Annotated in this window: 17 protein-coding genes; 11 read left to right on the top strand and 6 right to left on the bottom strand. The window is 72.8% G+C overall.

Translation table 11 applies throughout. The annotated features are described in order from the left end of the window. The coding region (locus ABD324_RS06440) for an SDR family NAD(P)-dependent oxidoreductase (RefSeq protein ID WP_344413455.1) at positions 1-389 on the top strand (389 nt) is incomplete at its 5' end. A gap of 74 nt (positions 390-463) precedes the next feature. Here ABD324_RS06440 and ABD324_RS06445 read toward each other — a convergent pair. Beyond that, a complete protein-coding gene (locus ABD324_RS06445) occupies positions 464-1,504 on the bottom strand; it encodes an alpha/beta hydrolase (protein WP_344413458.1) in 1,041 nt (346 codons plus the stop codon). Between the two features lie 166 nt (positions 1,505-1,670). Here ABD324_RS06445 and ABD324_RS06450 point away from each other — a divergent pair, with 166 nt between their 5' ends. The 7 genes from ABD324_RS06450 (at position 1,671) to ABD324_RS06480 (ending at position 9,141) form a co-directional block, all read left to right on the top strand. Then, positions 1,671-2,540, top strand: coding sequence for a PaaX family transcriptional regulator (locus ABD324_RS06450; RefSeq protein ID WP_344413460.1), 870 nt, complete (start codon positions 1,671-1,673; stop codon positions 2,538-2,540). 137 nt (positions 2,541-2,677) lie between these two features. After that, positions 2,678-3,448, top strand: a complete 771-nt coding sequence (locus ABD324_RS06455; RefSeq protein WP_344413462.1) for a cupin domain-containing protein — start codon at positions 2,678-2,680, stop codon at positions 3,446-3,448. Positions 3,449-3,511: 63 nt separating this feature from the next. Further along, positions 3,512-3,922, top strand: a complete 411-nt coding sequence (locus ABD324_RS06460; protein ID WP_344413464.1) for a Zn-ribbon domain-containing OB-fold protein — start codon at positions 3,512-3,514, stop codon at positions 3,920-3,922. Beyond that, positions 3,919-5,082 (top strand): thiolase family protein, encoded by a 1,164-nt coding sequence (locus tag ABD324_RS06465; protein WP_344413466.1) that lies wholly within the window; start codon positions 3,919-3,921, stop codon positions 5,080-5,082. The genes ABD324_RS06460 and ABD324_RS06465 overlap by 4 nt, the downstream gene beginning before the upstream one ends. Before the next feature lie 71 nt (positions 5,083-5,153). Then, a complete protein-coding gene (locus ABD324_RS06470) occupies positions 5,154-6,272 on the top strand; it encodes an ABC transporter substrate-binding protein (protein ID WP_344413468.1) in 1,119 nt (372 codons plus the stop codon). 6 nt (positions 6,273-6,278) lie between these two features. Further along, positions 6,279-8,012, top strand: a complete 1,734-nt coding sequence (locus ABD324_RS06475) for an ABC transporter permease (protein WP_344413470.1) — start codon at positions 6,279-6,281, stop codon at positions 8,010-8,012. A gap of 13 nt (positions 8,013-8,025) precedes the next feature. After that, complete coding sequence (locus tag ABD324_RS06480; protein WP_344413472.1) at positions 8,026-9,141, top strand: ABC transporter ATP-binding protein; 1,116 nt, start codon at positions 8,026-8,028, stop codon at positions 9,139-9,141. Between the two features lie 159 nt (positions 9,142-9,300). Here ABD324_RS06480 and ABD324_RS06485 read toward each other — a convergent pair whose 3' ends face one another. Together ABD324_RS06485 and ABD324_RS06490 are read right to left on the bottom strand one after the other, a co-directional pair. Continuing rightward, positions 9,301-10,617 carry an LLM class flavin-dependent oxidoreductase gene (locus tag ABD324_RS06485; RefSeq protein WP_344413474.1) on the bottom strand — a complete coding sequence of 439 codons (1,317 nt, stop codon included), beginning with the start codon at positions 10,615-10,617 and terminating at the stop codon, positions 9,301-9,303. A gap of 56 nt (positions 10,618-10,673) precedes the next feature. Next, positions 10,674-11,897, bottom strand: coding sequence for an acyl-CoA dehydrogenase family protein (locus ABD324_RS06490; protein ID WP_344413476.1), 1,224 nt, complete (start codon positions 11,895-11,897; stop codon positions 10,674-10,676). A 54-nt stretch (positions 11,898-11,951) separates the two neighbouring features. Here ABD324_RS06490 and ABD324_RS06495 point away from each other — a divergent pair, with 54 nt between their 5' ends. Next, positions 11,952-12,605 carry a TetR/AcrR family transcriptional regulator gene (locus ABD324_RS06495; protein ID WP_344413478.1) on the top strand — a complete coding sequence of 218 codons (654 nt, stop codon included), beginning with the start codon at positions 11,952-11,954 and terminating at the stop codon, positions 12,603-12,605. Between the two features lie 159 nt (positions 12,606-12,764). Here ABD324_RS06495 and ABD324_RS06500 read toward each other — a convergent pair whose 3' ends face one another. Continuing rightward, the gene (locus ABD324_RS06500) at positions 12,765-13,997 is read right to left on the bottom strand and encodes an NAD(P)/FAD-dependent oxidoreductase (protein ID WP_344413480.1); all 1,233 of its coding nucleotides are present in this window, start codon (positions 13,995-13,997) and stop codon (positions 12,765-12,767) included. Position 13,998: 1 nt separating this feature from the next. Further along, positions 13,999-16,617 (bottom strand): CaiB/BaiF CoA transferase family protein, encoded by a 2,619-nt coding sequence (locus tag ABD324_RS06505; protein WP_344413482.1) that lies wholly within the window; start codon positions 16,615-16,617, stop codon positions 13,999-14,001. A gap of 124 nt (positions 16,618-16,741) precedes the next feature. Between ABD324_RS06505 and ABD324_RS06510 the strand changes: the two genes are divergently transcribed. Beyond that, positions 16,742-17,443, top strand: a complete 702-nt coding sequence (locus ABD324_RS06510) for a GntR family transcriptional regulator (RefSeq protein WP_344413484.1) — start codon at positions 16,742-16,744, stop codon at positions 17,441-17,443. A gap of 6 nt (positions 17,444-17,449) precedes the next feature. Here the strand turns inward: ABD324_RS06510 and ABD324_RS06515 are convergent, their stop codons facing one another. After that, on the bottom strand, positions 17,450-18,163 hold the full coding sequence (locus ABD324_RS06515) for a GntR family transcriptional regulator (RefSeq protein WP_344413486.1): 714 nt from the start codon (positions 18,161-18,163) through the stop codon (positions 17,450-17,452). A 229-nt stretch (positions 18,164-18,392) separates the two neighbouring features. Between ABD324_RS06515 and ABD324_RS06520 the strand changes: the two genes are divergently transcribed. Next, the gene (locus tag ABD324_RS06520; RefSeq protein WP_344413488.1) at positions 18,393-19,595 is read left to right on the top strand and encodes an amidohydrolase family protein; all 1,203 of its coding nucleotides are present in this window, start codon (positions 18,393-18,395) and stop codon (positions 19,593-19,595) included. The last annotated feature ends 450 nt before the right edge of the window (positions 19,596-20,045 follow it).

Consider the following 20,045-nt stretch of genomic DNA (forward strand, 5'->3'; position numbering starts at 1 on the left):
CGAGCCGGGCGGTGCTGGACTACATGATCCCGCAGGGCGGCGGGCACATCATCAACATCGGCAGCGGCTCCGCGAACATGCCGACGGCGCCGCGGAACCTGCTCTACGGCACCGGCAAGAGCTGGCTGGCGTCGTTCACGAAGTTCCTCGCCGGCGAGGTGATCCACCACGGGGTCAACGTGTGTGGGGTCAACCCGGGGTCGATGGTGCGTACGAAGGCGAAGATCCCGGCCTTCAACGACATGTGGTTCTACTCGATGATCCGCAACCAGCTGGGTCGCTACCTGCTCCACGAGGAGACGGCGAACGTGGTGGCGTTCCTGGCCTCGCCGGCGGCCAGCGCGATCGTCGGCGAGGTCATCGGGACCGACGGCGGCGCGTCCCTCTAGCCGTAGCTCCCCGGCAACGGACGAGGCCCGGCGCACCGCGCCGGGCCTCGTCGTCGTTCGGGGTGCGGGAGTGCCTACGGGCGCAGCAGGTTCGCGCGGAGGAACTCGGCGGTGAGACGCTCGGTCTCCGGGCCGACCTCGGGCAGCGCCGCGCCGTGCGCCTGGGGGAGGCGGCGCTGGGTGACCGTGATCCCGTCGTCGACCAGGCGCCGCGCGTACGCGATGCCCTCGTCCCGCAGGACGTCGTAGTCGCCGAGGACGACCAGGGCCGGCGGGAGCCCGCTCAGGTCGGTCGCGTGGATGGGCGAGGCGTACGGGTCGTGGGCGTCGGCCGGCGTGGCCAGGTACATGTCCCACATCTCGAGCGCGTTCTGGCGGGTCATGACGTAGCCCTCGGCGAACACGCGCAGCGACTCCGAGCTGCACCCGCTGTCGACGGCCGGGATGTTGAGGACCTGCGCGGAGATCGCGGGCCCACCCCGGTCCCGGCTCATCAGCGCGACCCCCGCGGCCAGGGCGGCACCGGCGCTGCCGCCGCCCACCGCGATCCGGCCCGGGTCGACGCCGAGCTCCACGGCGTGGGATACAGCCCAGGTCGTCGCCGTGTAGCAGTCCTCGACCGGGAGGGGGAACTTGTGCTCGGGCGCCATCCGGTAGTCGACGTCGATGACCACGACGCCGAGCTCCTTGGCGCGGACGGCGTGCGCCGCGCCCGCGACCCGCAGGATCCCGCCGCCGCCGATCCAGAATCCGCCGCCGTGGAAGTGCAGGTAGACCGGCGCGTCGCTCACCCCGACCGGCCGGTACACGATCGCGCCGATCGACCCGGCGGTGCACTCGGGGCAGCCGGACCAGCCGCACGTCCCCTCGACCGGGATGCGGACCTCGGTCACCTCGACCCCGTCGACGGCCGGCATCCCGGCGGTCGCGGCCGTGACCATCTCGATGGTGCGGCCCTGCTGCCTCGCGCGCAGCTCCGCCACGCCGGCGAACCAGGCCTCCCGCTCCTGCGGATCGGCGGGGGGCTGTCGGACGGCAGGAGCCTCGTTGCCCTTGAGCAAGGGCGTGACCTGCTCGATGATGTCGCGAAGTTCCGCCTCCGCCACCAGTTTCATGGCGGCGGACGTTAGCTGATCGTCAGACCGATGTCTATATCAGATACCATATGTCGCTTCGCGGTCGATTGGGCGTCGGCGCGCTGCGCCGGTGCTGGTCACGCCCGCCGACGCCGTGATCTCATCCGGGGATGTCGTCGTGCCGCACCACCGTCGGGATGAACGTATGACCCCCCAGCACACCGCCGAGCCCGGCGCACGATGGACGGCCGCCCACCCGAGCACGCTGTTCGCCGAGTTCCTCTCGCTGGTCCTGCGGCCCGCCGGCGGGTGGGCCCCGGTGTCGGCGATGGTGGAGCTGATGGGCGAGCTCGGGATCGAGGAGGCCCTCGTCCGCGCGATGGTCTCCCGCCAGAAGCAGCGGGGATGGCTGGAGCCCGAGAAGCGCGGCCGGATGCGCGGGTACCGGCTCGGCGAGCAGGCGCTCGCCGGCCTCACCGAGAGCGACAAGATCGTCTGGCATCCGCGGGCGGAGGCCCGGCTCGAGGACGGCTGGGTGCTGGTCACGTTCTCCGTGCCGGAGTCCGCGCGGACCCGGCGGCACCTCCTCCGGTCCCGGCTGGGCAGCCTCGGCTTCGGGGCGATCGGTCCCGGGACCCTCCTCGCCCCGGCCCGCATGGAAGGGGCCATGAACGCGGTGCTGCGCGATCACGACCTCGGCCGGTTCGTCGACGTGTTCCACGCCCGGCTCGCCCCCGGGGGCGATGCCGCCGAGGTCATCAAGCGGGGCTGGGACCTCGCCGAGCTCAACGCCGGCTACCTCGAGTTCCTCGACGTCTACCGGCCGGTGGTGGCGCTCTGGTCCGAGCGCGGCCCCGACGACCGCGGTCACGACGTCGAGGCGTTCCGGGACTACGTGCTGGCCTTCAACCGGTGGCGGCGGTTGCCGCTGCGGGACCCGGGGCTGCCGACGCACCTGCTCGGGGCCGAGTGGGCGGGCCAGGCCGCGGGGCAGCTGTTCGAGGAGCTCGTGGACCTAATCCGCGACCGTGCCGTCGACTTCGCCCGCGGTCGCTGGGCCGACGAGACCCCCTGAGTCCCTGCCGTCCGGCGGGCGCGTCCTGCCTGCCGGAACGGCGGCGGCGTGGGCGCCGCGGGTGATCGGGCAACCTGGGCCGACACGCACCGGGACCCGGGCCCGGTTCCCCGCACGCGCACGGCAGAGGAGACGAGATGCGATCGTTCTGGATGGCCACCGACGGAGCGGGCGGTTCGCGCCTCGAGTCGCTTCCCCTGCCGTTCCAGCACGTCGGCGCCACGATGACCGCGGCCGACCTGGCCCGGACCCCCGACCCGTCGCTCGCCGGCCTGGTCCGCGCGGTCCGGCCGATCCGGCGTCGCGACGGCGAGACGACGCTGGGCGGGGACGGCGGAGGGCGCCGGCTGGTGGTCGTCGTCGCGGGGTCGCTGGCGGTCGCCGCGGGGGAGTCGCAGGCGCTGCTGGTCCCCGGTGACGTGCTGCTCGTCGACGACGAGGCGAGCCGCGACCACAAGCTCACCTGGGGCGGCGAGGCCCGGGCGGTGGAGATCGACGTCGAGGACGCCTGGGCCCCGTCGGGTTCGGTGCCGCCGGCCGTGGACGGCGGGCGGGGTCCGTCCGGCGCGCCCCGGGTCGACCGGATCCGGGTCCGCGACGACGTGGCGCACTTCGATCCGTTCGACACCTTCTTCCCGGCCGGGTCGCAGGAGGTCGACCGGTTCACCTTCACCCACTTCTCCCCGGGCCTGTCGGGGGACTGGCACACCGAGGACCGGCCGAACCTGGTCGTCGTGCTCGAGGGCGGTTTCGAGCTGGAGGTCGGGGGCAACGGCGGGTCCCGGGTCTTCGGCCCCGGCGACGTGTGCCTGGTCGAGGACGGCCACGGGCAAGGGCACAAGACGCGGATCAAGGGGGAGACCCGGATCCTCGTGTGCGCGCTGCCCGACGGTCACCGCTGGAGCTGAAACGTAACAAGCAAGCTTGGCTAACAGTTTGCTGAGAGTTCGTATCCGAGATACGGTACGGCGGTGCCGACAACGGACGTGGCTCGTCCCGTACCTCACCCCACCGCACTGACCGAACCGTTCTGGACGGCCTGCCGCGAGGGGCGCCTGCTCGTGCAGCGCTGCACCTCGTGCGGCACGCACCTCTTCCTGCCCAGGCCGTTCTGCTCGACCTGCCTCGGGACCGACCTCGAGTGGGTCGAGTCGACCGGGCGCGGGGTCGTCGTCACGCACACGGTCGTCTGGCGCGCCCAGACCCCGGCCTTCGAGACGCCGTACGTCGTCGCCGTCGTCCGGCTGGAGGAGGGCCACGAGATGTTCACCAACCTCGTGGAGGTCGACGTCGCGGCGGTCCGGCCCGGGATGCCGGTGGAGGTCCGCTTCGTCCCGGTGACGGAGACCGTCACGCTGCCCTGCTTCGCCACCGCATCGTGAGGTCCACCGTGCCGACCGCCGTCGCCCCCCGCACCCCGTCGCCCCGGGACGCCGTGATCGTCGGCGCCTTCAACACCCGGCAGGCCCGGCGGCTGGAGGGGGAGACCTCGGACAGCGTCACCCTGGCCGCGATCAAGGGCGCGCTGGCCGACGCCGGCGTGGCGCTCTCCGAGGTCGACGGTCTGAACATCCTGCCGGGCCTCGACCCCAACGGCACCCGCACCTACGGTTACCTGCTCGACATCCCGTACTTCTGGGTGGGTCGGGCCGCGCCCGGACCGCCGGGGGTGCTCGAGGCCGCGACCGCGATCGAGGCCGGGGTCTGCGACACCGTCGTGCTGGCCGCGGGGGAGGCCGGGCTGCACACCGACCGGTCGACCGTCGCGCCCTGGACCCGGCCGTCGAACGAGTTCATCGAGTGCTGGGGGCTCATGACCCCGGCCGAGTTCGCGCTCGCCGCCCAGGAGTACATGGCGCGGTTCTCGGTCGATCCCCGCAAGATCGCCCACATCGCCGCGGTGATCCGCAACAACGGGTCCCGCAACCCGGAGGCCGTGTACCACGGCAAGGGCCCCTTCACTGCCGACGACGTGCTGGCCTCTCGCATGATCGCGGAGCCGTACCACCTGCTGGACTGCGCGACCACGGCCGAGGGGGGTTCGGCCCTGGTCCTGACCACGGCCGAACGGGCCCGCGACCTCGATGTCCCGGCGATCCGGGTGCTGGGTGGAGGATCCGAGAGCTGGGGGCCCTCCTACACCCACCCGCCGACCTACGACCGGACCGGGATGCTGGGGCGGGCGGCGGCGGACCGCGCGTTCGCCAGGGCCGGCCTCGACCGGTCCGATGTGGACGTCTTCGAGCTCTACGACAACTTCTCGTGGGAGATCGTGCGGTACTTCGAGGCGTTCCGCTACTGCGAGGTCGGGGAGGGTCCGGACTTCGTCGCGGGCGGTGCGATCGAGGTCGGTGGCCGGTACCCGATCGTGACCGACGGCGGCACGATGTCGCACTCGCACACCGGCGAGTCGCAGCGCCACCAGCGCGTCGTGCAGGCCGTCCGGCAGCTTCGCGGCACCAGTGCCGCCAACCAGGTGGCGGACGCGCGGGTCGCGCTCGTCGCCGTGCTGGGAGACGTCGTCCTGCTGGGTCGGGACTGACAGGTCTGAACTACCGGTTCGACCACCGTCGCCGGCCCCGGCGCGGTGCCCCACTCGAAAGAGGTGTGTCCGTGAGCAAGGCGCGCTCGGCAAGGACCCGGTTCGGCACTCGAGGAGCACTGCTCCTCGCGGTATCCCTCTCCCTCGTGCTGACGGCCTGCGGCTCCGGCCCGGCCACGGCACCCGCCACATCCGCCGGCATCGATCCGAACCTGGGCGGTGACGCCGCCTGGCAGGAGATCGTCACCAAGGCCAACGCCGAGGGGACGGTCGTCCTCTACTCCGCGAACGACCAGGACGCGGCCACGCTCCCGGCGGCGTTCAACGCCTCGTACCCGGGGATCAAGCTCGAGGTCGACCACTTCGCGTCGGGCGCGCTCACCGCGAAGCTCGACGCCGAGGCGGGCGGCGGGACCGGTGCCGACGTCGCGACGCACTCGTCGCGCGCCTGGTGGCAGGCGAACGTCGCCCGGCTCGCCCCGATCGCGGGACCCGCCATCCCGAAGTACCTGAGCGGATCCCCGGACGTCTACGGGGACAAGCAGTACGCCCTGATCGCGGCCAACCCGCTCGGTGTCGCGGTGAACACGAACCGCCTCAAGGAGCTGGGTGCGCAGCCCATCGCGAGCTACAAGGACCTCCTGCAGCCCGCACTGAAGGACAACCTCGGCATCGTCCCCGGCGAGGGCTCGCCCGCCGCCGAGCAGTGGTGGTTCTACGCGGCGCAGCAGCTGGGTGGGCAGGCCGGCCTGACGCAGCTCGCCGCGCTGAACCCGCGGCTCTACCGCAGCGGGACCACCCCGCTGGCCACCGACGTCGCCTCCGGTGAGATCGCGGTCGGGTTCTACGCCACCCGCGCGTCGGTCGACGCGCTCAAGGCGAAGGGCGCTCCCGTCGAGTTCCTGCCGATCGAGCCGGCGATCGGCATCGGCGGCTACATCGGCGTCGTGGGCAAGACGCACCCGAACGCCGCCCAGGTGCTCGCGAACTGGATGCTGTCCCCGGCCGGTCAGGCGGTCCTGTCGAAGGGCGGGATCCTCACCCCGCTGAGCCCGGACGTGCTCGGCAGCGCCGGGAGCGGCGCCAAGCAGATCACCCCGGACGTGCACGTCACGGACGGCATCCTGACCCCGGAGCAGGACAGCTTCTACCGCACCCAGATGCTGCCGACCCTGGTCACGGGGCGGTGACCGGCGGTGGCCGTGATCTCCGAACGGCCGGCGGAGCGGCACCGGGAGCGGTCTGACCCGGGCACCCGACGTCCGCCCGCGGGCGCCCGCCTGCTCAGGAGCGGGCCCTGGGTCGTGCTGGCGCTGCTCCTCGCGCTGCTCGTGGTGGGCCCGCTCGTCCGCCTGGAGTGGCGTGCCTTCGAGGGCGGCGCCGAGGCCTTCGGGCGCATGTTCGCCCTGCCGAACATCGGGAGCATCTTCGCCAACACGCTGATCGTCGCGGTCGGCTCGGTGGCCTTCGCGGTCCCGGCCGGCACGGCCCTGGCGCTGCTCACCCTCCGGCTCCCGCGCGCCCTGCGGGGGATCATGGGCCTGCTCCCGATCGTGCCCCTGATGCTGCCCCCGGTGGCGAAGGTCGCCGCCTGGTCCTATCTCGTGTCGCCGCGGACCGGGTTGGTCAACACCACGCTGCGGAGCCTCGGCATCGGATCGGGCGGGACCGGACCGCTCGACGTGTTCACCATGACCGGCATCGTCCTGGTGTCCGGGCTGAGCATGACCTCGTTCGTCTTCCTGTTCGTCCACGCGAGCCTCCAGCAGCGCGGGGCGGAGCTGGAGGCGGCGGCCGCCGCGTCGGGCGCGGGCCCGTGGAGGGTCCTGTGGACGGTCACCCTGCCGCTGCTGCGCCCGCCCATCGTCTACGCGACGGGCATCACGTTCCTGCTGGCGCTGGGCCAGTTCACGGCGCCGCTGCTGTTGGGGGCGCCGAAGAACATCGACGTGCTGAGCACGATCATGTACCGGGTGTCGGCGGAGTACCCGGTCGACTACTCACTCGGCGCCGCGCTCGCCCTCCCGCTGCTGGTCGTCGGGCTGCTCGTGATCGGGGTACAGCGGCGCGTCCTCGGCGACGAGCGGCGGTACGCGGCCACGTCCGGGCGGGCCCGGATCGTCGGGCTGCGGACCAGCTGGTGGGCGGTCGTCCCGGTGGGCGTGTACCTCCTCCTGGCGGTCGTGCTGCCGCTGTTCACGCTCATCGCGGTCTCGTTGTCGCCCTACTGGTCCGGCCGCATCGAGCCGTCGACGTTCTCGCTCGACGGGTGGGCGGCCGCGCTGGCCGACCCGGCGACGGGCCAGGCCGTCGGGACCACCGCGCAGGCCGTCGGGATCACGGTGGTCATCGCCGTGCCGCTCGGCTATCTCTGCGCGCTCGCGCTGCTGACCCGCACCCGCGTCCCGGCCGCGGTCCGGCGGGTGATCGACTTCGTCAGCGGCCTGTCCCTGGCCCTGCCGGCGGTCCTGATGGGCTTCGCCCTGCTGCTGACGTACTCGACCCCGCCGCTGCGGCTCTACGGGACCACCGCGATGGTGGTCGTCGCCTACGTGACGCTGATGATCCCGCACGCGATCCGGCCCCAGCTCACGTCGCTGATGGCGACGGGGCCCGAGTACGGCGAGGCGTCCCGGGCGTCGGGAGCCGGCCCGCTGGCCACGACGTGGCGGGTGGGACTCCCGATGGCCCGCAGCGGGATCGGGGTGGCCGTGTCGCTCGTGGTGATCCTGGCGATCCACGAGTTCGCGGTCTCGGTGATGGTGACCTCGCCCGGCCGGCGGGTGATCGGCTCGCTGCTGTACGACGCCACGAACTTCGGCACGGCCCCACAGGTGGCCGTGATCGCCCTGCTGATGGTGGCCATCACGACCGTCGGCATCGTCGCGGCGCTGCTCGTCGGCGGCTCCCGCGCGCTGGACCGGGTCTGAGAGGGAGATTCTCGTGTCAGAGGTCAAGATCGAGGGACTGACCAAGACCTTCGGAGCCGACGTCCACGCCGTCGACGACCTGTCGCTCACCATCGGGGAGGGCGAGCTCGTGGTCCTGCTCGGCCCGAGCGGCTGCGGCAAGACGACCCTGCTGCGCTGCCTGGCGGGCCTGGAGAGTCCCGACGGCGGCCGGATCGACATCGGCGGGGAACAGGTGTCCGGCGGGCGGCGCGAGGTGCCGACGCACCGCCGCGACATCGGCATGGTGTTCCAGAACTACGCGCTGTGGCCGCACCTGACGGTCCTGCAGAACGTGGCCTACCCCCTGCGGGCCCGCGGGGTCGGGAAGGCGGAGCGGTACGAGGCTGCCCGGGAGGCACTGGCGCTGGTCGAGTGCGACATGCTCGCCGACCGGATCCCGGCGGCCCTCTCCGGTGGTCAGCAGCAGCGCATCGCGCTCGCCCGCGCGGTCGTGGCCCGGCCCCGGCTCATCCTGTTCGACGAGCCGCTGTCCAACCTGGACTACCGGCTCCGCGGCCAGCTGCGCCAGGAGATCCGGGACCTGCACCGCACGCTCGGGTTCACCGGCGTGTACGTGACCCACGACCAGACCGAGGCGATGCAGCTCGGCACGCGGGTGGCCGTCCTGCGCAGCGGGCGGATCGAGCAGCTGATGCCTCCGGCCGAGCTGTTCCGCAAGCCGGCGAGCCGCTACGTCGCGGAGTTCCTCGGCGTGGCGAACCGGGTCCACCTGCGGCGCTCAGGCGACACGTGGGTGTTCGGTGAGGCCGACCGGCAGATCGAGCTCCCCGGCGCGGCGCACCTGGGCGAGGGTCCGGTCGACGTGATGCTGAGGGCGGCCGACCTGGAGCTGACGGCTCCGGGCGGCGCCCCGGCGGGCCGGGCCACGATCCCGGGGGTGGTGCGGGACGTCCTGTTCGCCGGGGACCTCAGCGACTGGCTCGTCGAGATCGGGGAGGGCACCGTGCTGACCGCGACGGCGCCCGCGCGCCGGTGGCCGCAGGGCCCCGGGGACGCCGTCGAGGTGAGCTTCGACCCGGTCGACGCCCTCGTCTACGACGGCGCGGACGGTCGGCTCCGCGAGGCCGCGCCGACCTTCGCGGGCTAGGGAGCGTCTGACGGACCCCCGCCGGCCCGCGACGCCCCAGGCGGACGCCCCGCGGCGTTGGCGACAGGCCCGAATACGCCCGGTATGAGGGCCCGTCGCCGCCTTGCGGGGCATCCACCTGGAGCGCCGCGGACTCGACGGCGATCCGTCAGACACTCCCTAGGAGTTCGGCCCGGCGAGATCCGGGCTGTCGTAGGCCTTTCCCAGTTCGGCCACTCGGTTGAGCTGCTCGAACTGTGCTCGGATGTCCGGGGGGAAGGTCGAGGGGTCGATGGGGGGTCGGTCCCGGCCGTAGGCGTCGACGGGTTCCACCGCTGCGGGTGTGGTGGTGGCTCGTCGGGCCAGTGCCTCGGTGACGTGTGCCGGGATCTCGATCGGTTGCGGCCCGTCTCCGAGTGCGGGCAGCACCTGGTCGGCGAACAGCTCCAGCGACGCGCAGATCTCCGCGTGGGGTGTCCGTCCGGCCTGGTGGCTCAGGACGACCTGGTCGACGCCGGCGTCGCGCAGCTCCGTCAGGTGCGCGGCGAGCTGGTCCGGGGTGCCGACGCTGTGGCCGCCGTGCACGACGGGCGCGGCCCCGGTACCGGTGTCGGTGTCGGTGTCGAGCTGTGCGCGGGTGCGGTCCCAGCGTGCGGACAGGTCGGTGCGGCCGGGGTGGTGGCGGCCGAAGGTGTAGTAGTGGCGCACGGCGAAGGTCATGTACTCCATCGCCTGGCCCCCGCGTCGGCGGGCGATGTCGGGGTCGGGGTGGCAGTAGAACGGCTCGAGGGTGGCGACGCGGGGATTGACGGTGAACCCGATGGGTCGGCATTCCTCGGTGAAGGTGCGGCGGTAGATTTCGACGACCCGGCGGGCTTCGTCGGGGTCGCGGAAGCCGTGTGCGAGGGCGCCGACCCCGAACCGGGCCGCGGTGCGGACCGCTTCGTCGGAGGAGCAGGCCATCCACAGTGGAGGATGGGGGCGCTGGGCGGGTTTGGGTACCACGTTGCGGGCCGGCGCGGTGAACCAGCGCCCGCGGTGGCCGGGGTAGGGGTCGAGGGCGAGCATCGCGGCGACCTGTTCGATGGCCTCGGCGGTCATGGCCTGGCGCTGGTCGGCCTCGATGCCGAAGCCTTCCAGCTCGATCCGGGACTTCGAGTCGCCGAACCCGAACTCGACCCGGCCGTCGGAGACCAGGTCGAGCATGGCGAGGCGTTCGGCGATCCGGGTCGGTGGGTTGTAGGCGGGTGGCAGGAGCACGACCCCGTGGCCGAGGCGGATGGTGCGGGTGCGTGCGGCGGCGGCGGCGAGGAACACCTCCGGCGCCGAGGAGTGGGAGTACTCCTCGAGGAAGTGCTGCTCGGGTACCCAGGCGTGGGTGAACCCGAGCCGGTCGGCCAGCTCCACCTGCGCGAGCGCCTCGTGGACCAGTGTGTGCTCGGCCCCGGGACCCCAGGGCCGGGGCAGCTGCAGCGGGAAGTACAGACCGATGTCCACCCGGAAAACCTAGCAGGAGAATGACGATCGTCGGCCCGGGAAAATGCGGAAGCGGCTCAGCTTCCGGCCGGTCCGGTGAATCGGATCGCCCGCCCGAGCGCCCCCATGCCGAGGGTCTGCTGCAGCTGGTCGGTCTTCCACGCCATCACGACTCCCCCCACGAGGTCCCGGAAGATGCGTTCCAGCGGGCGGTCGGTGACGTAGCCGTGCGCGCCGCAGGTCTTCATGGCGCCCATGGCCACCTCCTCGACCATCCGGCGCAGGTGGAACAGGGTGCGGACCAGGTCGCGGGTCAGCCGGTGCTCGTCGGTGGAGTCCGGGTCCATCCGCCGGACCATGTCGTACAGCAGGGCGCGCCCGGTGCCGAGCCAGTGGTCCATGTTGCCGATCGCGGTGTGCGCCCAGGCCTCGTCGGCGTGGAACCGGCCCGGGGTCGGGTTGAAGGTCCCCTCGGCCATGTAGCCGTAGCGGTGCTGGACGTGGTCGGTGGTGAAGTCGAAGGCCGCCTGCGCCAGCCCCAGCCAGATGCCGGCGATCCCGAAGGCGACGAACGCCGAGTCGCCCTGCCGCTGGGACCGGAGCGAGTCGAGCGGGATCACCAGGCAGTCGGAGCGCGGCACCCGGAGGTCCGTGCACTCGATGTCGTTGCTGCCGGTGGCGCGCATGCCCATCGCGCTCCAGTTGTGGTGGTTGACCAGACCCGGCTCGCCGAAGCGCCCGATCGTCATCACGAACCGCGGTTCGCCCGTGGTGTCCTCGGTCAGGATCGCGCCGAGCATGGCGTACGTGGCGGCGTCGCTCATCGAGCCGAAGCCGGCGCGCCCGGAGAAGACGAAGTCGCCGCCGTCGGCCCGGCACTGCAGCCGGGCGGTGCGCGCGTCGAGCGAGCCGGACGGTACCGAGAACGCCCCGCAGATCACGGCCTCGTGCCGGCGGATCGCGTCCAGCGCCTCGTCGCGGCGCGGGAAGGACGGGATGCGGGCCAGCGCCCGGGCGCCGGACCAGTGCATGTTCAGCGCGACCGCGGTCGATGCGTCGCGGTAGCCGAGGGTCTCGGTCACCCGCACGGCGAGATCGAGGTCGGCCCCGCCCCCCTCGTGCGCCGGGTCCACGACCATGCCGGTGATCCCGAGGTCCTGCAGGGCCCGGACGTTGTCGATCGAGAGCCTGCCGAGCCGGTCCGCCTCGGCGGTCCGGTCGATGTAGTCGGGCCGGTCGACGCGGTCCCGCAACCGGAGGAGGAACGCGTCGCGGTCGACGGTCGTAAGGTGCGTGGTCATGGCCCCTCGATTTCATGAGACTGTGAGTCCAGCGAATATCCGAGGGGGAATGTAGTGAGCGGTGAGGGACGGGTCAAGCGCGCCTACCGCTCGGACACCCGCGAGCGGGCTGCCCGGGAGCGGCGGCTGGCGGTGATCGGCGCGGCCACCCGGCTCTTCGTGGAGCGCGGCTACGGGGCCACGTCGGTGGAGGCCGTCGCGGCGGAGGCGGGCGTCGGCCGGGCCACCGTCTTCGCCGTCGTCGGGGGGAAGCCGGCCCTGATGCGGGCGGCGTACGAGGTCGCGGTCGCGGGTGGGGACGAGCAGACCTCGTCCGCGTCGGACTCGTGGTTCGACCGGATGGACGCGGCGCGGTCCGGGGCGGGCGTCCTCGACGCCTACGCCGAGGTCCTCGCCGAGGTCCATGCCCGGGTCGCGCCGGTCTACGAGTCGCTGCGGGTCGCGAGCGGTACGGACGTCGAGCTCACCGGGCTGCTCGACGAGCTCGACGCGGCGCGGCTCGCGGGCGCGCGCAACATCGTCGCGAAGGTGCAGGAGCACACCGTGCTCCGGCCCGGGCTGGCCCCGGACGAGGCCGCGGACGTCCTCTGGGTCCTCGGCGATCCCGGGACCTACCGCAGGCTCGTCGCGACCCGTGGCTGGGACACCGCCCGCTTCCGGGTGTGGTTCGCCGGTGCCATGCGGCGGGAGCTGCTCGAGGCGCGCTGAACGGCGGCCGCCGTCCCGCGCCGCGGAAGGACGGAGAGGCCGGCCTGCCCGTCGACGACGTCCTGACCGACCGCTCGAAGGGACGGTCGGGCTGCGCGGCCGGGCTGCGACCCGACCGCGGCAGCCCGACCGTCGTCCTGCGCCGGAGGCCGGGGGCGCTCAGCCGGCGGCCCGCAGCTCCTTGGCGAGCCGGCGCAGGTCGGTGGCCGGATCGGCCAGCAGGGGGGCCGGTACCGCGGGGGCGGCCCCGACGATCCGGCGCAGGGCGCCGATCTCCCGGCCGGCGTCGAGCCCGAGCGCGGCGACGAGCCGTCCGTCGCGGAGCCAGAAGGCGAGGAGCCGTTCCGGGCCGGAGTCCTCCCGCAGGACCAGGGTGTCGCCGGGGTGGCGCCGGCCCAGCATCTGGTAGGTCGTCCCGAACTGGTCGGACCAGGCGTAGGGCGGGTCGGTGTAGGCGGTGGGGACCCCGGCGGCGCTGGCACCGACGGCCTCGCCGTGGCGCAGCGCGGCGTCCCAGTGCTCGATGCGGCCGCGCTGGGCGAGCGCGGGATGGGGCTGGCTGGCGATGTCGCCCGCCGCCCAGACGCGCGGGTCGCTGGTGGCGCCGTGGCAGTCGACGACGATCCCGGCGCGGTCGGTCTCCAGCCCGGCCTTGACGGCCAGCTCGTCGCGCGGCTCGACCCCGACCCCGACGACGACGGTGGCGGCCGGGAGCCGCCTGCCGTCGGCGAGGACGACCTCCTCGACCGCGCCGTGCCCGACGAAGCGTTCCACCGTCGTGCCCAGGACGAGCTCGACGCCGCGTTCGTGATGGCGGCGGTGGACGAGCTCGGCGACGGGCCGGTCGACGACCCCGAGCAGGGGCAGCGGCGCCATCTCGACGACCGTGGGGCGGATGCCGCGTTCGAGGGCGACCGCGGCGAGCTCGAGCCCGATGAAGCCGCCGCCCACGACGACCAGTGGGCCACCCACGGTGAGCCGGGCGGCCAGGGCCGCGGAGTCGGCCGCGTCCCGGAGCACGAGGACGTTGTCCAGGTCGGCGCCGGGCACGGTGAGCCGGCGGGCCCGCACACCCGTGGTCAGCACCGTGTGGTCGGCCTGCAGCGCGGTCCCGTCGGCCAGGTGTACGGCGCGCCCGGGCTCGATCTCCGCGACCGAGCTCCCGAGCAGGAGCTCGATCCCGGCGTCGGCGTAGTCGGAGGCGGGGCGCAGCGGGCGCAGGGCGGCGGGCCCGCCGAGCTCGGACTTGGACAGCGGCGGGCGTTCGTAGGGCAGGTTCGGGTCGGCGTCGACGATCGTCACCGCGCCGGTCGCGCCGGCCCGGCGGAGGGCGAACGCGGCCGAGACCCCGGCGGCGCTGGCCCCGACGACGACGAACTGTGAGGTGCTCACGTCAGAGGGCCCCGATCTCCCGGAGCTTGTCCACCTCGGACGGGGTGAGGCCGAGGACCGAGCCGAGCACCTGCTCGGTGTCCTCGCCGTAGCTCGGGCCCGACCGGTCGTAGCGACCGCCGATGTAGGGCGGGGTCACCGAGAAGGTGGTCGGGAGCTCCTTGACCGGCCACCGGCCGATCTCGCTCTGGTCGAGCTCGACCAGCCAGCCCAGGTGTGCCAGCTGCGGATCGCGTTCGACGCGGTCCTGCGCGGTCTGGCAGACCCCGGCGGGCACACCGCGCGCCTGCAGCGCGTCCGCCAGCGCCTCACCGTCCCATGTGGACGTCTCGGCGCCCAGTGCGGAGTCGAGGTCGTCCTGGTGGGCGATGCGGTCCGCGAGGGTCGTGAACCGGCTGTCGGCCGCCCAGGAGGGGTGGCCGAGCACGTCGACCAGCGCCTCCCACTGCTGCTCGGTTTGCGCGCCGACGGCGATCCAGCGGTCGTCCCCGGTGACCCGGTAGGCGCCGTGGGGTGCCGCGGGCTTGTACGGCGAGCGGTTGCCGTAGCGCGACCACTGCCGCCCGTTCACCGACCAGTCGAGGACGGCCGTGCCGGTCAGGTAGAGCCCGGTCTCGCCCTGCGAGGCGTCGATGTGGCAGCCCTCGCCCGTCACGTCCCGCCGGTGGAGCGCGGCCAGCATGGCCGTGGCCATGTTGTAGGCGCCGAACCAGTCCAGGTAGGAGTAGCCGATCCCGGCGGGCGGGTAGGGCTCGGGGAGCCCGGACATCTCGCTGATCCCCGAGATCGCCTGCGCGCTCGGGCCGAAGGTCCGCGCGCGGCCGTAGGTGCCGAGCTCACCCAGCCCGCTCTGCTGCACGTAGATGATCGACGGGTTGAGCTCCTTGAGCCGCTCGTAGCCCAGCCCCATGCGGACCATCGTGCCGGGGGAGAAGCCCTCGACGACCATGTCCGCCTCGCGGATCAGGTCCTCGAGCAGCTCGCGGCCACGGGTGTGCTTGAGGTTCAGGGAGATGCCGAGCTTGCCGGCGTTGATCTCCATGAAGGAGCCGCCGCGGTTCGGGTTGGCCTCGAGCCCGTCGAACCCGGGGGTCGGCAGGGGGCCGGTGGCCGCCTCGCGCTCGGCGCGGCCACCCGGCGGGACGGCCCCGAGCGGGCTGAAGCGCATCCGGTCCGGCCTGCTGATGTGCTCGACCTTGATGACGTCCGCGCCCATCGCCGCGAGGAACCGGCCGGCGCCCGCGCTCGCGAGCATCCAGCTGAGGTCGACGACCCGGAGCCCGGCCAGCGCGAAGGGCTTCCCGGTCGGCCCGGCCGTCTCGGTCGCCTCGCGGCGCCGCGGGGAGATGTGCACCGGACCGCGGCGCGGCGGCGACGCCGACCACTCGTCGAGCACCTCGGCGGTGTGCTCGCCGACGAGCGGCGGGCGCGGGCCGCCGCGCCACGCCATCCCCTCGGTGACCCACTTGCCACCGGAGTAGAGGAAGGTCTCCCCGAGCTCGGGGTGGAACACCTCGGTGAAGGCGCCGCGGATCCGCCAGTGCTCGTCGAGCGCGTTCTCCTCGGGCTTGCGGATCGGGGTCCACGGCAGGCCCAGCTCCTGGGCGTCGCGCCAGACGTCGCGCTCGTAGAGCAGGCTGCCCACCATGGTGTCGACCTGGGCCGCCAGCTTCATCCGGGCGTCCGCGGTCTCCCGGCCGGCCCCCTGGTAGCGCTCGTCGAGCAGGTCGCCCGCGCACCCGTAGCGCTCCAGCAGCGCGACGGTGGCGTCCCACTCGTCGCCCTGGGAGCGCACGTAGGTGCGGTAGGGGAGCAGGTAGCGGCCGTCCTTGGTGATCGAGAGGGCGGGGGAGCGGGCCGAGGTGGTGGAGTGCCGGCACGTCAGCCTGCGGTGCGTCTGCCCCAGGAAGACCCAGTCCGGCAGGTCCGTCTCGGTGTTCTGGCTCACGGCCTGGTGCACGCTGGTGGAGAGGGACTGGCCCAGCCCCGTCCCGAGGCGGTAGACCAGCGCGGTGATGATCGAGATCGCGGTCATCTCGCCGGCGATGTAGTACGACTGCCACATCTGCGGGGCGATCGGCGGCGTCTCGTAGAAGCCGGAGGGCTCGGGGTCGTAGCCGCAGTTCATCATCACGCCGCCCAGCGCGAGATGGACCAGGTCGTTGGCCGTGCGGTCCGCCCAGGGGCCGGTGTCGCCGAACGGGCTGATCCGCGCGTGCAGCAGGCCGGGGTTCACCAGGCGCAGCGCCGCCGGGTCCAGACCGCGGTCGGCGAGGTAGGTCCGGGGCCGGCTGTCGAGCAGGACGTCCGCCGTGGAGGCGAGCCGGCGGAACCGCTCCTGCCCGGCCGCGTCGTCGAGATCGAGGACGACCGAGCGCTTCCCGAGGTTGTGGTGCCAGAAGTACAGGCTCCGGTCGGGATGGGGCTCGTCGTGGTGGAACGGGCCGTAGGTCCGGGTGACCTCGCCACCCGGGGGCTCGACGCGGACGACGTCCGCCCCGAGCCCGGCGAGCACCTTGCCGCAGTACTCGCCCAGCTCGTCGCCGATCTCGAGGACCCGTACCCCGTCGAGGAAGCCGGACGGGGCCGTCGGATCGCCGCTCTCCGCGGTGGTGCTCACGTGGTCTCCTCGCGATGCTGGCTGATCGCTATACGATACGCCAGATACGGAGATGACGCGAGAGTGAGGAGGGTTGCGACGGGAGGTCGGCCCCCGGACGACACCGACCCCGTACTCTTCCGGTATGTCATACGCCGAGGTGGACCCGGGGGGGTCGCGTGTCGCGCCCCCTGTGACGCGGCCGGACAACCTGACGGCACTCGTCTTCGCGGCCATCCGGGACAAGATCGTCGACTCGTCGCTCCCGCCCGGCAGCTCCGTGAGCGAGGCGTCCCTCGCGGCGCAGCTGCAGGTCAGCAAGACCCCGGTCCGGGAGGCCCTGCTCCGGCTGCGGCACATCGGCCTGGTCGAGCCCGGCGGGCGCGGGCTGCGGGTCGTGCAGCCGTCGATCACGGGCATCCGGGACGCGTTCGAGTTCCGGGCCGGGGTCGAGGCGATGTCCGGCCGGCACGCGGCGAACCGCTCCACGCCGGATCAGCAGGAACGGATCCTGGAGCTCGCCACCCTCTCCCAGGAGGCCGCCGAGCGGCACGACGACGTGGCGTTCCTGCGCTGCGACCAGGAGTTCCATCTCGCGATCGCCGACGCCGCGCGCAACGGCGTGCTGCGCGAGGCGGTCGAGAACGCGATCATCCTGACCCGGGCGCTGCGGCGCCGGGACGTGACGGGCCTGCGGGACTTCCTCCCGGACGCCCGCGAGCACGTGGGCATCGCCGAGGTGATCAGGGCGGGGAGCCCGGATCTGGCCGCGGGCCGGCTCGCCGATCACATCCACCGGATCATGCTGGAGATGCTCGACATCGATCCCGGCCCGGTGCCGTCCTGACCGTGCTCAGGAGCACGGACCGGGCTCGCCCGGGAAGGCGGCCAGCACCAGCGTCCTGATCCGGCAGAGATGGTCGGTCAGCCGCTCGGCCGCGGCGTCGGCGGCGCCCCGGGCGATCTCGGCGGCGATCTCCTCGTGCTCCTGGCCGTCCGGCACGAGGTCGCGCTCCACCCGGACGTCCCGCTGGCGCAGGGCGATGGTCAGGACCACCGAGTCCTCGACCGCCCGGCAGAGCGTGGGATTGCCGGAGGCCTCGGCGATCGCCAGGTGGAAGGCCAGGTCGAGGTCGAGGAACTCGGTGACCCGGCCGGCGCGGGCGGCGGCGAGGGACGCCGTGGCGAGGCCGCGGATCCGGGCCGCGTCCTCGATCGTCCGGCGGTCCGCGGCGTGCCGGCCCGACGCGCTCTCCAGGGCCGAGCGAAGCTCGAAGGCATTCTGGATGGTGGCCGCCGACGGGGCGACCACACAGAGCCCGGTCCGGCCGGGTTCGACGAGCCCGATGTGTCGCAGCCGGAGCAACGCCTCGCGGACCGGGGTCTTGCTGACCTGCAGCTGCGCTGCCAACATCGCCTCCCCGACGCGGCTGCCCGGCGGCAGGGACGCGTCGACGATCCGGTCGCGGATCGCGGTGAACACCAGGTCGGTGAGGGTGTCGGAGCGGGCGGGCAGCGGCTCCAGGACGGCGGGTGCGGAAGGCACCTGCTGGGCGGAAGACGACATTGGCGCACCTCGGCGGCTCGACGATCGACGTCCAGTATATCGGATGTCATCCATTTTTCCGGTGCTGGAAGGCCTGTCTGCCTTGGTAATCAGGTCTCGTTCGAGGGATCCCGACCTGAGGTGGGTCGTCCGAGGTGGTTCCCGGACGTCGTGGGGGGAGTTACCATATACGAGATATCAATCGTGAGAGGAAGCCATGACGGACTCCCTACTGCCTCGCATCATCAGCGTGGACGACCACATCATCGAGCCCCCCGACCTCTTCCAGCGCTGGCTGCCCCAGAAATACCAGGACCGCGCGCCGCGCGTGGAGCGCCGCCTGATCAGCCGGGCCTCGCAGCTGTTCGACGGTCTGGTCGAGGACCCCGACGGGGCCCCGGGTGACGTCTGGTTCTTCGGTGACTCCGCCTACGTGCTGCGCCGGCCGATCCTGATCCTGAAGGACGTCGAGACCACGGCGGCGATGCGCGGCAACGAGACCGCCACGTACGACGAGATGGACCCGGCCTGCTACGACCCCAAGGCCCGGGTCAAGATGATGCAGACCCAGCACGTCGACGCGTCCCTGGCGTTCCCGACCTTCCCGCGCTTCTGCGGGCAGGCGCTGAGCGAGCAGACCACGACCGACCGTGACTTCGGCCTCGCCTGCGTGCGGGCCTACAACGACTTCATGGTCGAGGAGTGGGCCGGCGAGTCCGAGGGCCGGCTCATCCCGCTGCCCGTCGTCCCGCTCTGGGACCCGACGCTCGCGGCCGCCGAGGTGCGCCGCAACGCCGCCCGCGGCGCGCGCGCCGTGGCGTTCAGCGAGGTCGTCGGCCACCTGGGCTACCCGACCATCCACGACAAGAACTGGGACCCCTTCTTCGCGGCCTGCGAGGAGACGGGCACCGTCGTCTGCATGCACATCGGCTCGTCGTCGAAGATGATGCCGCTCCCGCCCGGCGCCCCGGACGTCGTCACCACCACGCTGCAGTTCACGAACTCCTACGCGTCCATCGCTGACTTCGTGTTCTCCGGGGTGCTCGTCCGGTACCCGAACCTGAAGCTCGCCTACTCCGAGGGCCAGGCGGGCTGGCTGCCCTACGCGATGGAGCGGATGGACCACGCGTACCTGCACCACACCTGGGGCCACGGCGAGGAGCCGATGCCCGAGCTGCCGTCGGCCTACATCCGGCGCAACGTCTACGGCTGCATCTTCGCCGACCGGCACGCCATCGAGAACGCGCGCAAGATCGGCATCGACAACATCACCTTCGAGGTCGACTTCCCGCACGCGGACGGGCCGTTCCCGAAGACCTACGAGCACCTCGCCTCGCAGTTCGAGGGCGTCGACGCGGAGACCACCTACAAGATCATCCGGGGCAACGCCATCAAGCTCTTCCAGCTGGACTTCGACAAGGACCTGACGTTCGACTGGGACTCCGCCGCGTAAGGGGTGCCCGGCTCGGCCGGTCGTCGCGGACATCGGTTCCGCGACGACCGCCGGGGTGGTCGGCGGGCTCGGGACCGTCGTGACCCTCGTGGCGGTCGCGGGTGTCGGCCGGCTGAACGCCCGGTGGTGGCCGGAGATCGACAGCACCCCGGCCCTGGTGGGCGGCGGGGTTCGGGGCGCTCGGGGCCGTGGTCAGCGTGTTCCAGCGGATCTCGAAGGGCTCGCTGCGGCTGGACCACACCGCCCCGGCCGCCCAGCTCCGGATGCTCGGCGGCCTGCGCTCGCTGATCGGCGCGACCGTCGGGACCGTCGTGCAGTTCGGGCTGGTCAGTGGCCTGCTCGGGGCCGGGGGCGGGTGGCGACGTTCGGGGTGTTCGCGCTCGTCGGGTTCGCCGCCGGGTTCAGCGAGCGCTTCGCGACGGACATGGTGGAACGGGCGGGGCAGGTACT

It is taken from the genome of Pseudonocardia ailaonensis (assembly GCF_039531635.1).
GTDB classification, from domain to species: domain Bacteria; phylum Actinomycetota; class Actinomycetes; order Mycobacteriales; family Pseudonocardiaceae; genus Pseudonocardia; species Pseudonocardia ailaonensis.

Excerpts from the sequence above, each read along its gene's own strand:
- ABD324_RS06445 (WP_344413458.1), bottom strand. The coding sequence starts at position 1,504 with ATGAAACTGGTGGCGGAGGCGGAACTTCGCGACATCATCGAGCAGGTC.
- ABD324_RS06450 (WP_344413460.1), top strand. The coding sequence starts at position 1,671 with ATGACCCCCCAGCACACCGCCGAGCCCGGCGCACGATGGACGGCCGCC.
- ABD324_RS06455 (WP_344413462.1), top strand. The coding sequence starts at position 2,678 with ATGCGATCGTTCTGGATGGCCACCGACGGAGCGGGCGGTTCGCGCCTC.
- ABD324_RS06490 (WP_344413476.1), bottom strand. The coding sequence starts at position 11,897 with ATGACCACGCACCTTACGACCGTCGACCGCGACGCGTTCCTCCTCCGG.
- ABD324_RS06510 (WP_344413484.1), top strand. The coding sequence starts at position 16,742 with ATGTCATACGCCGAGGTGGACCCGGGGGGGTCGCGTGTCGCGCCCCCT.
- ABD324_RS06515 (WP_344413486.1), bottom strand. The coding sequence starts at position 18,163 with ATGTCGTCTTCCGCCCAGCAGGTGCCTTCCGCACCCGCCGTCCTGGAG.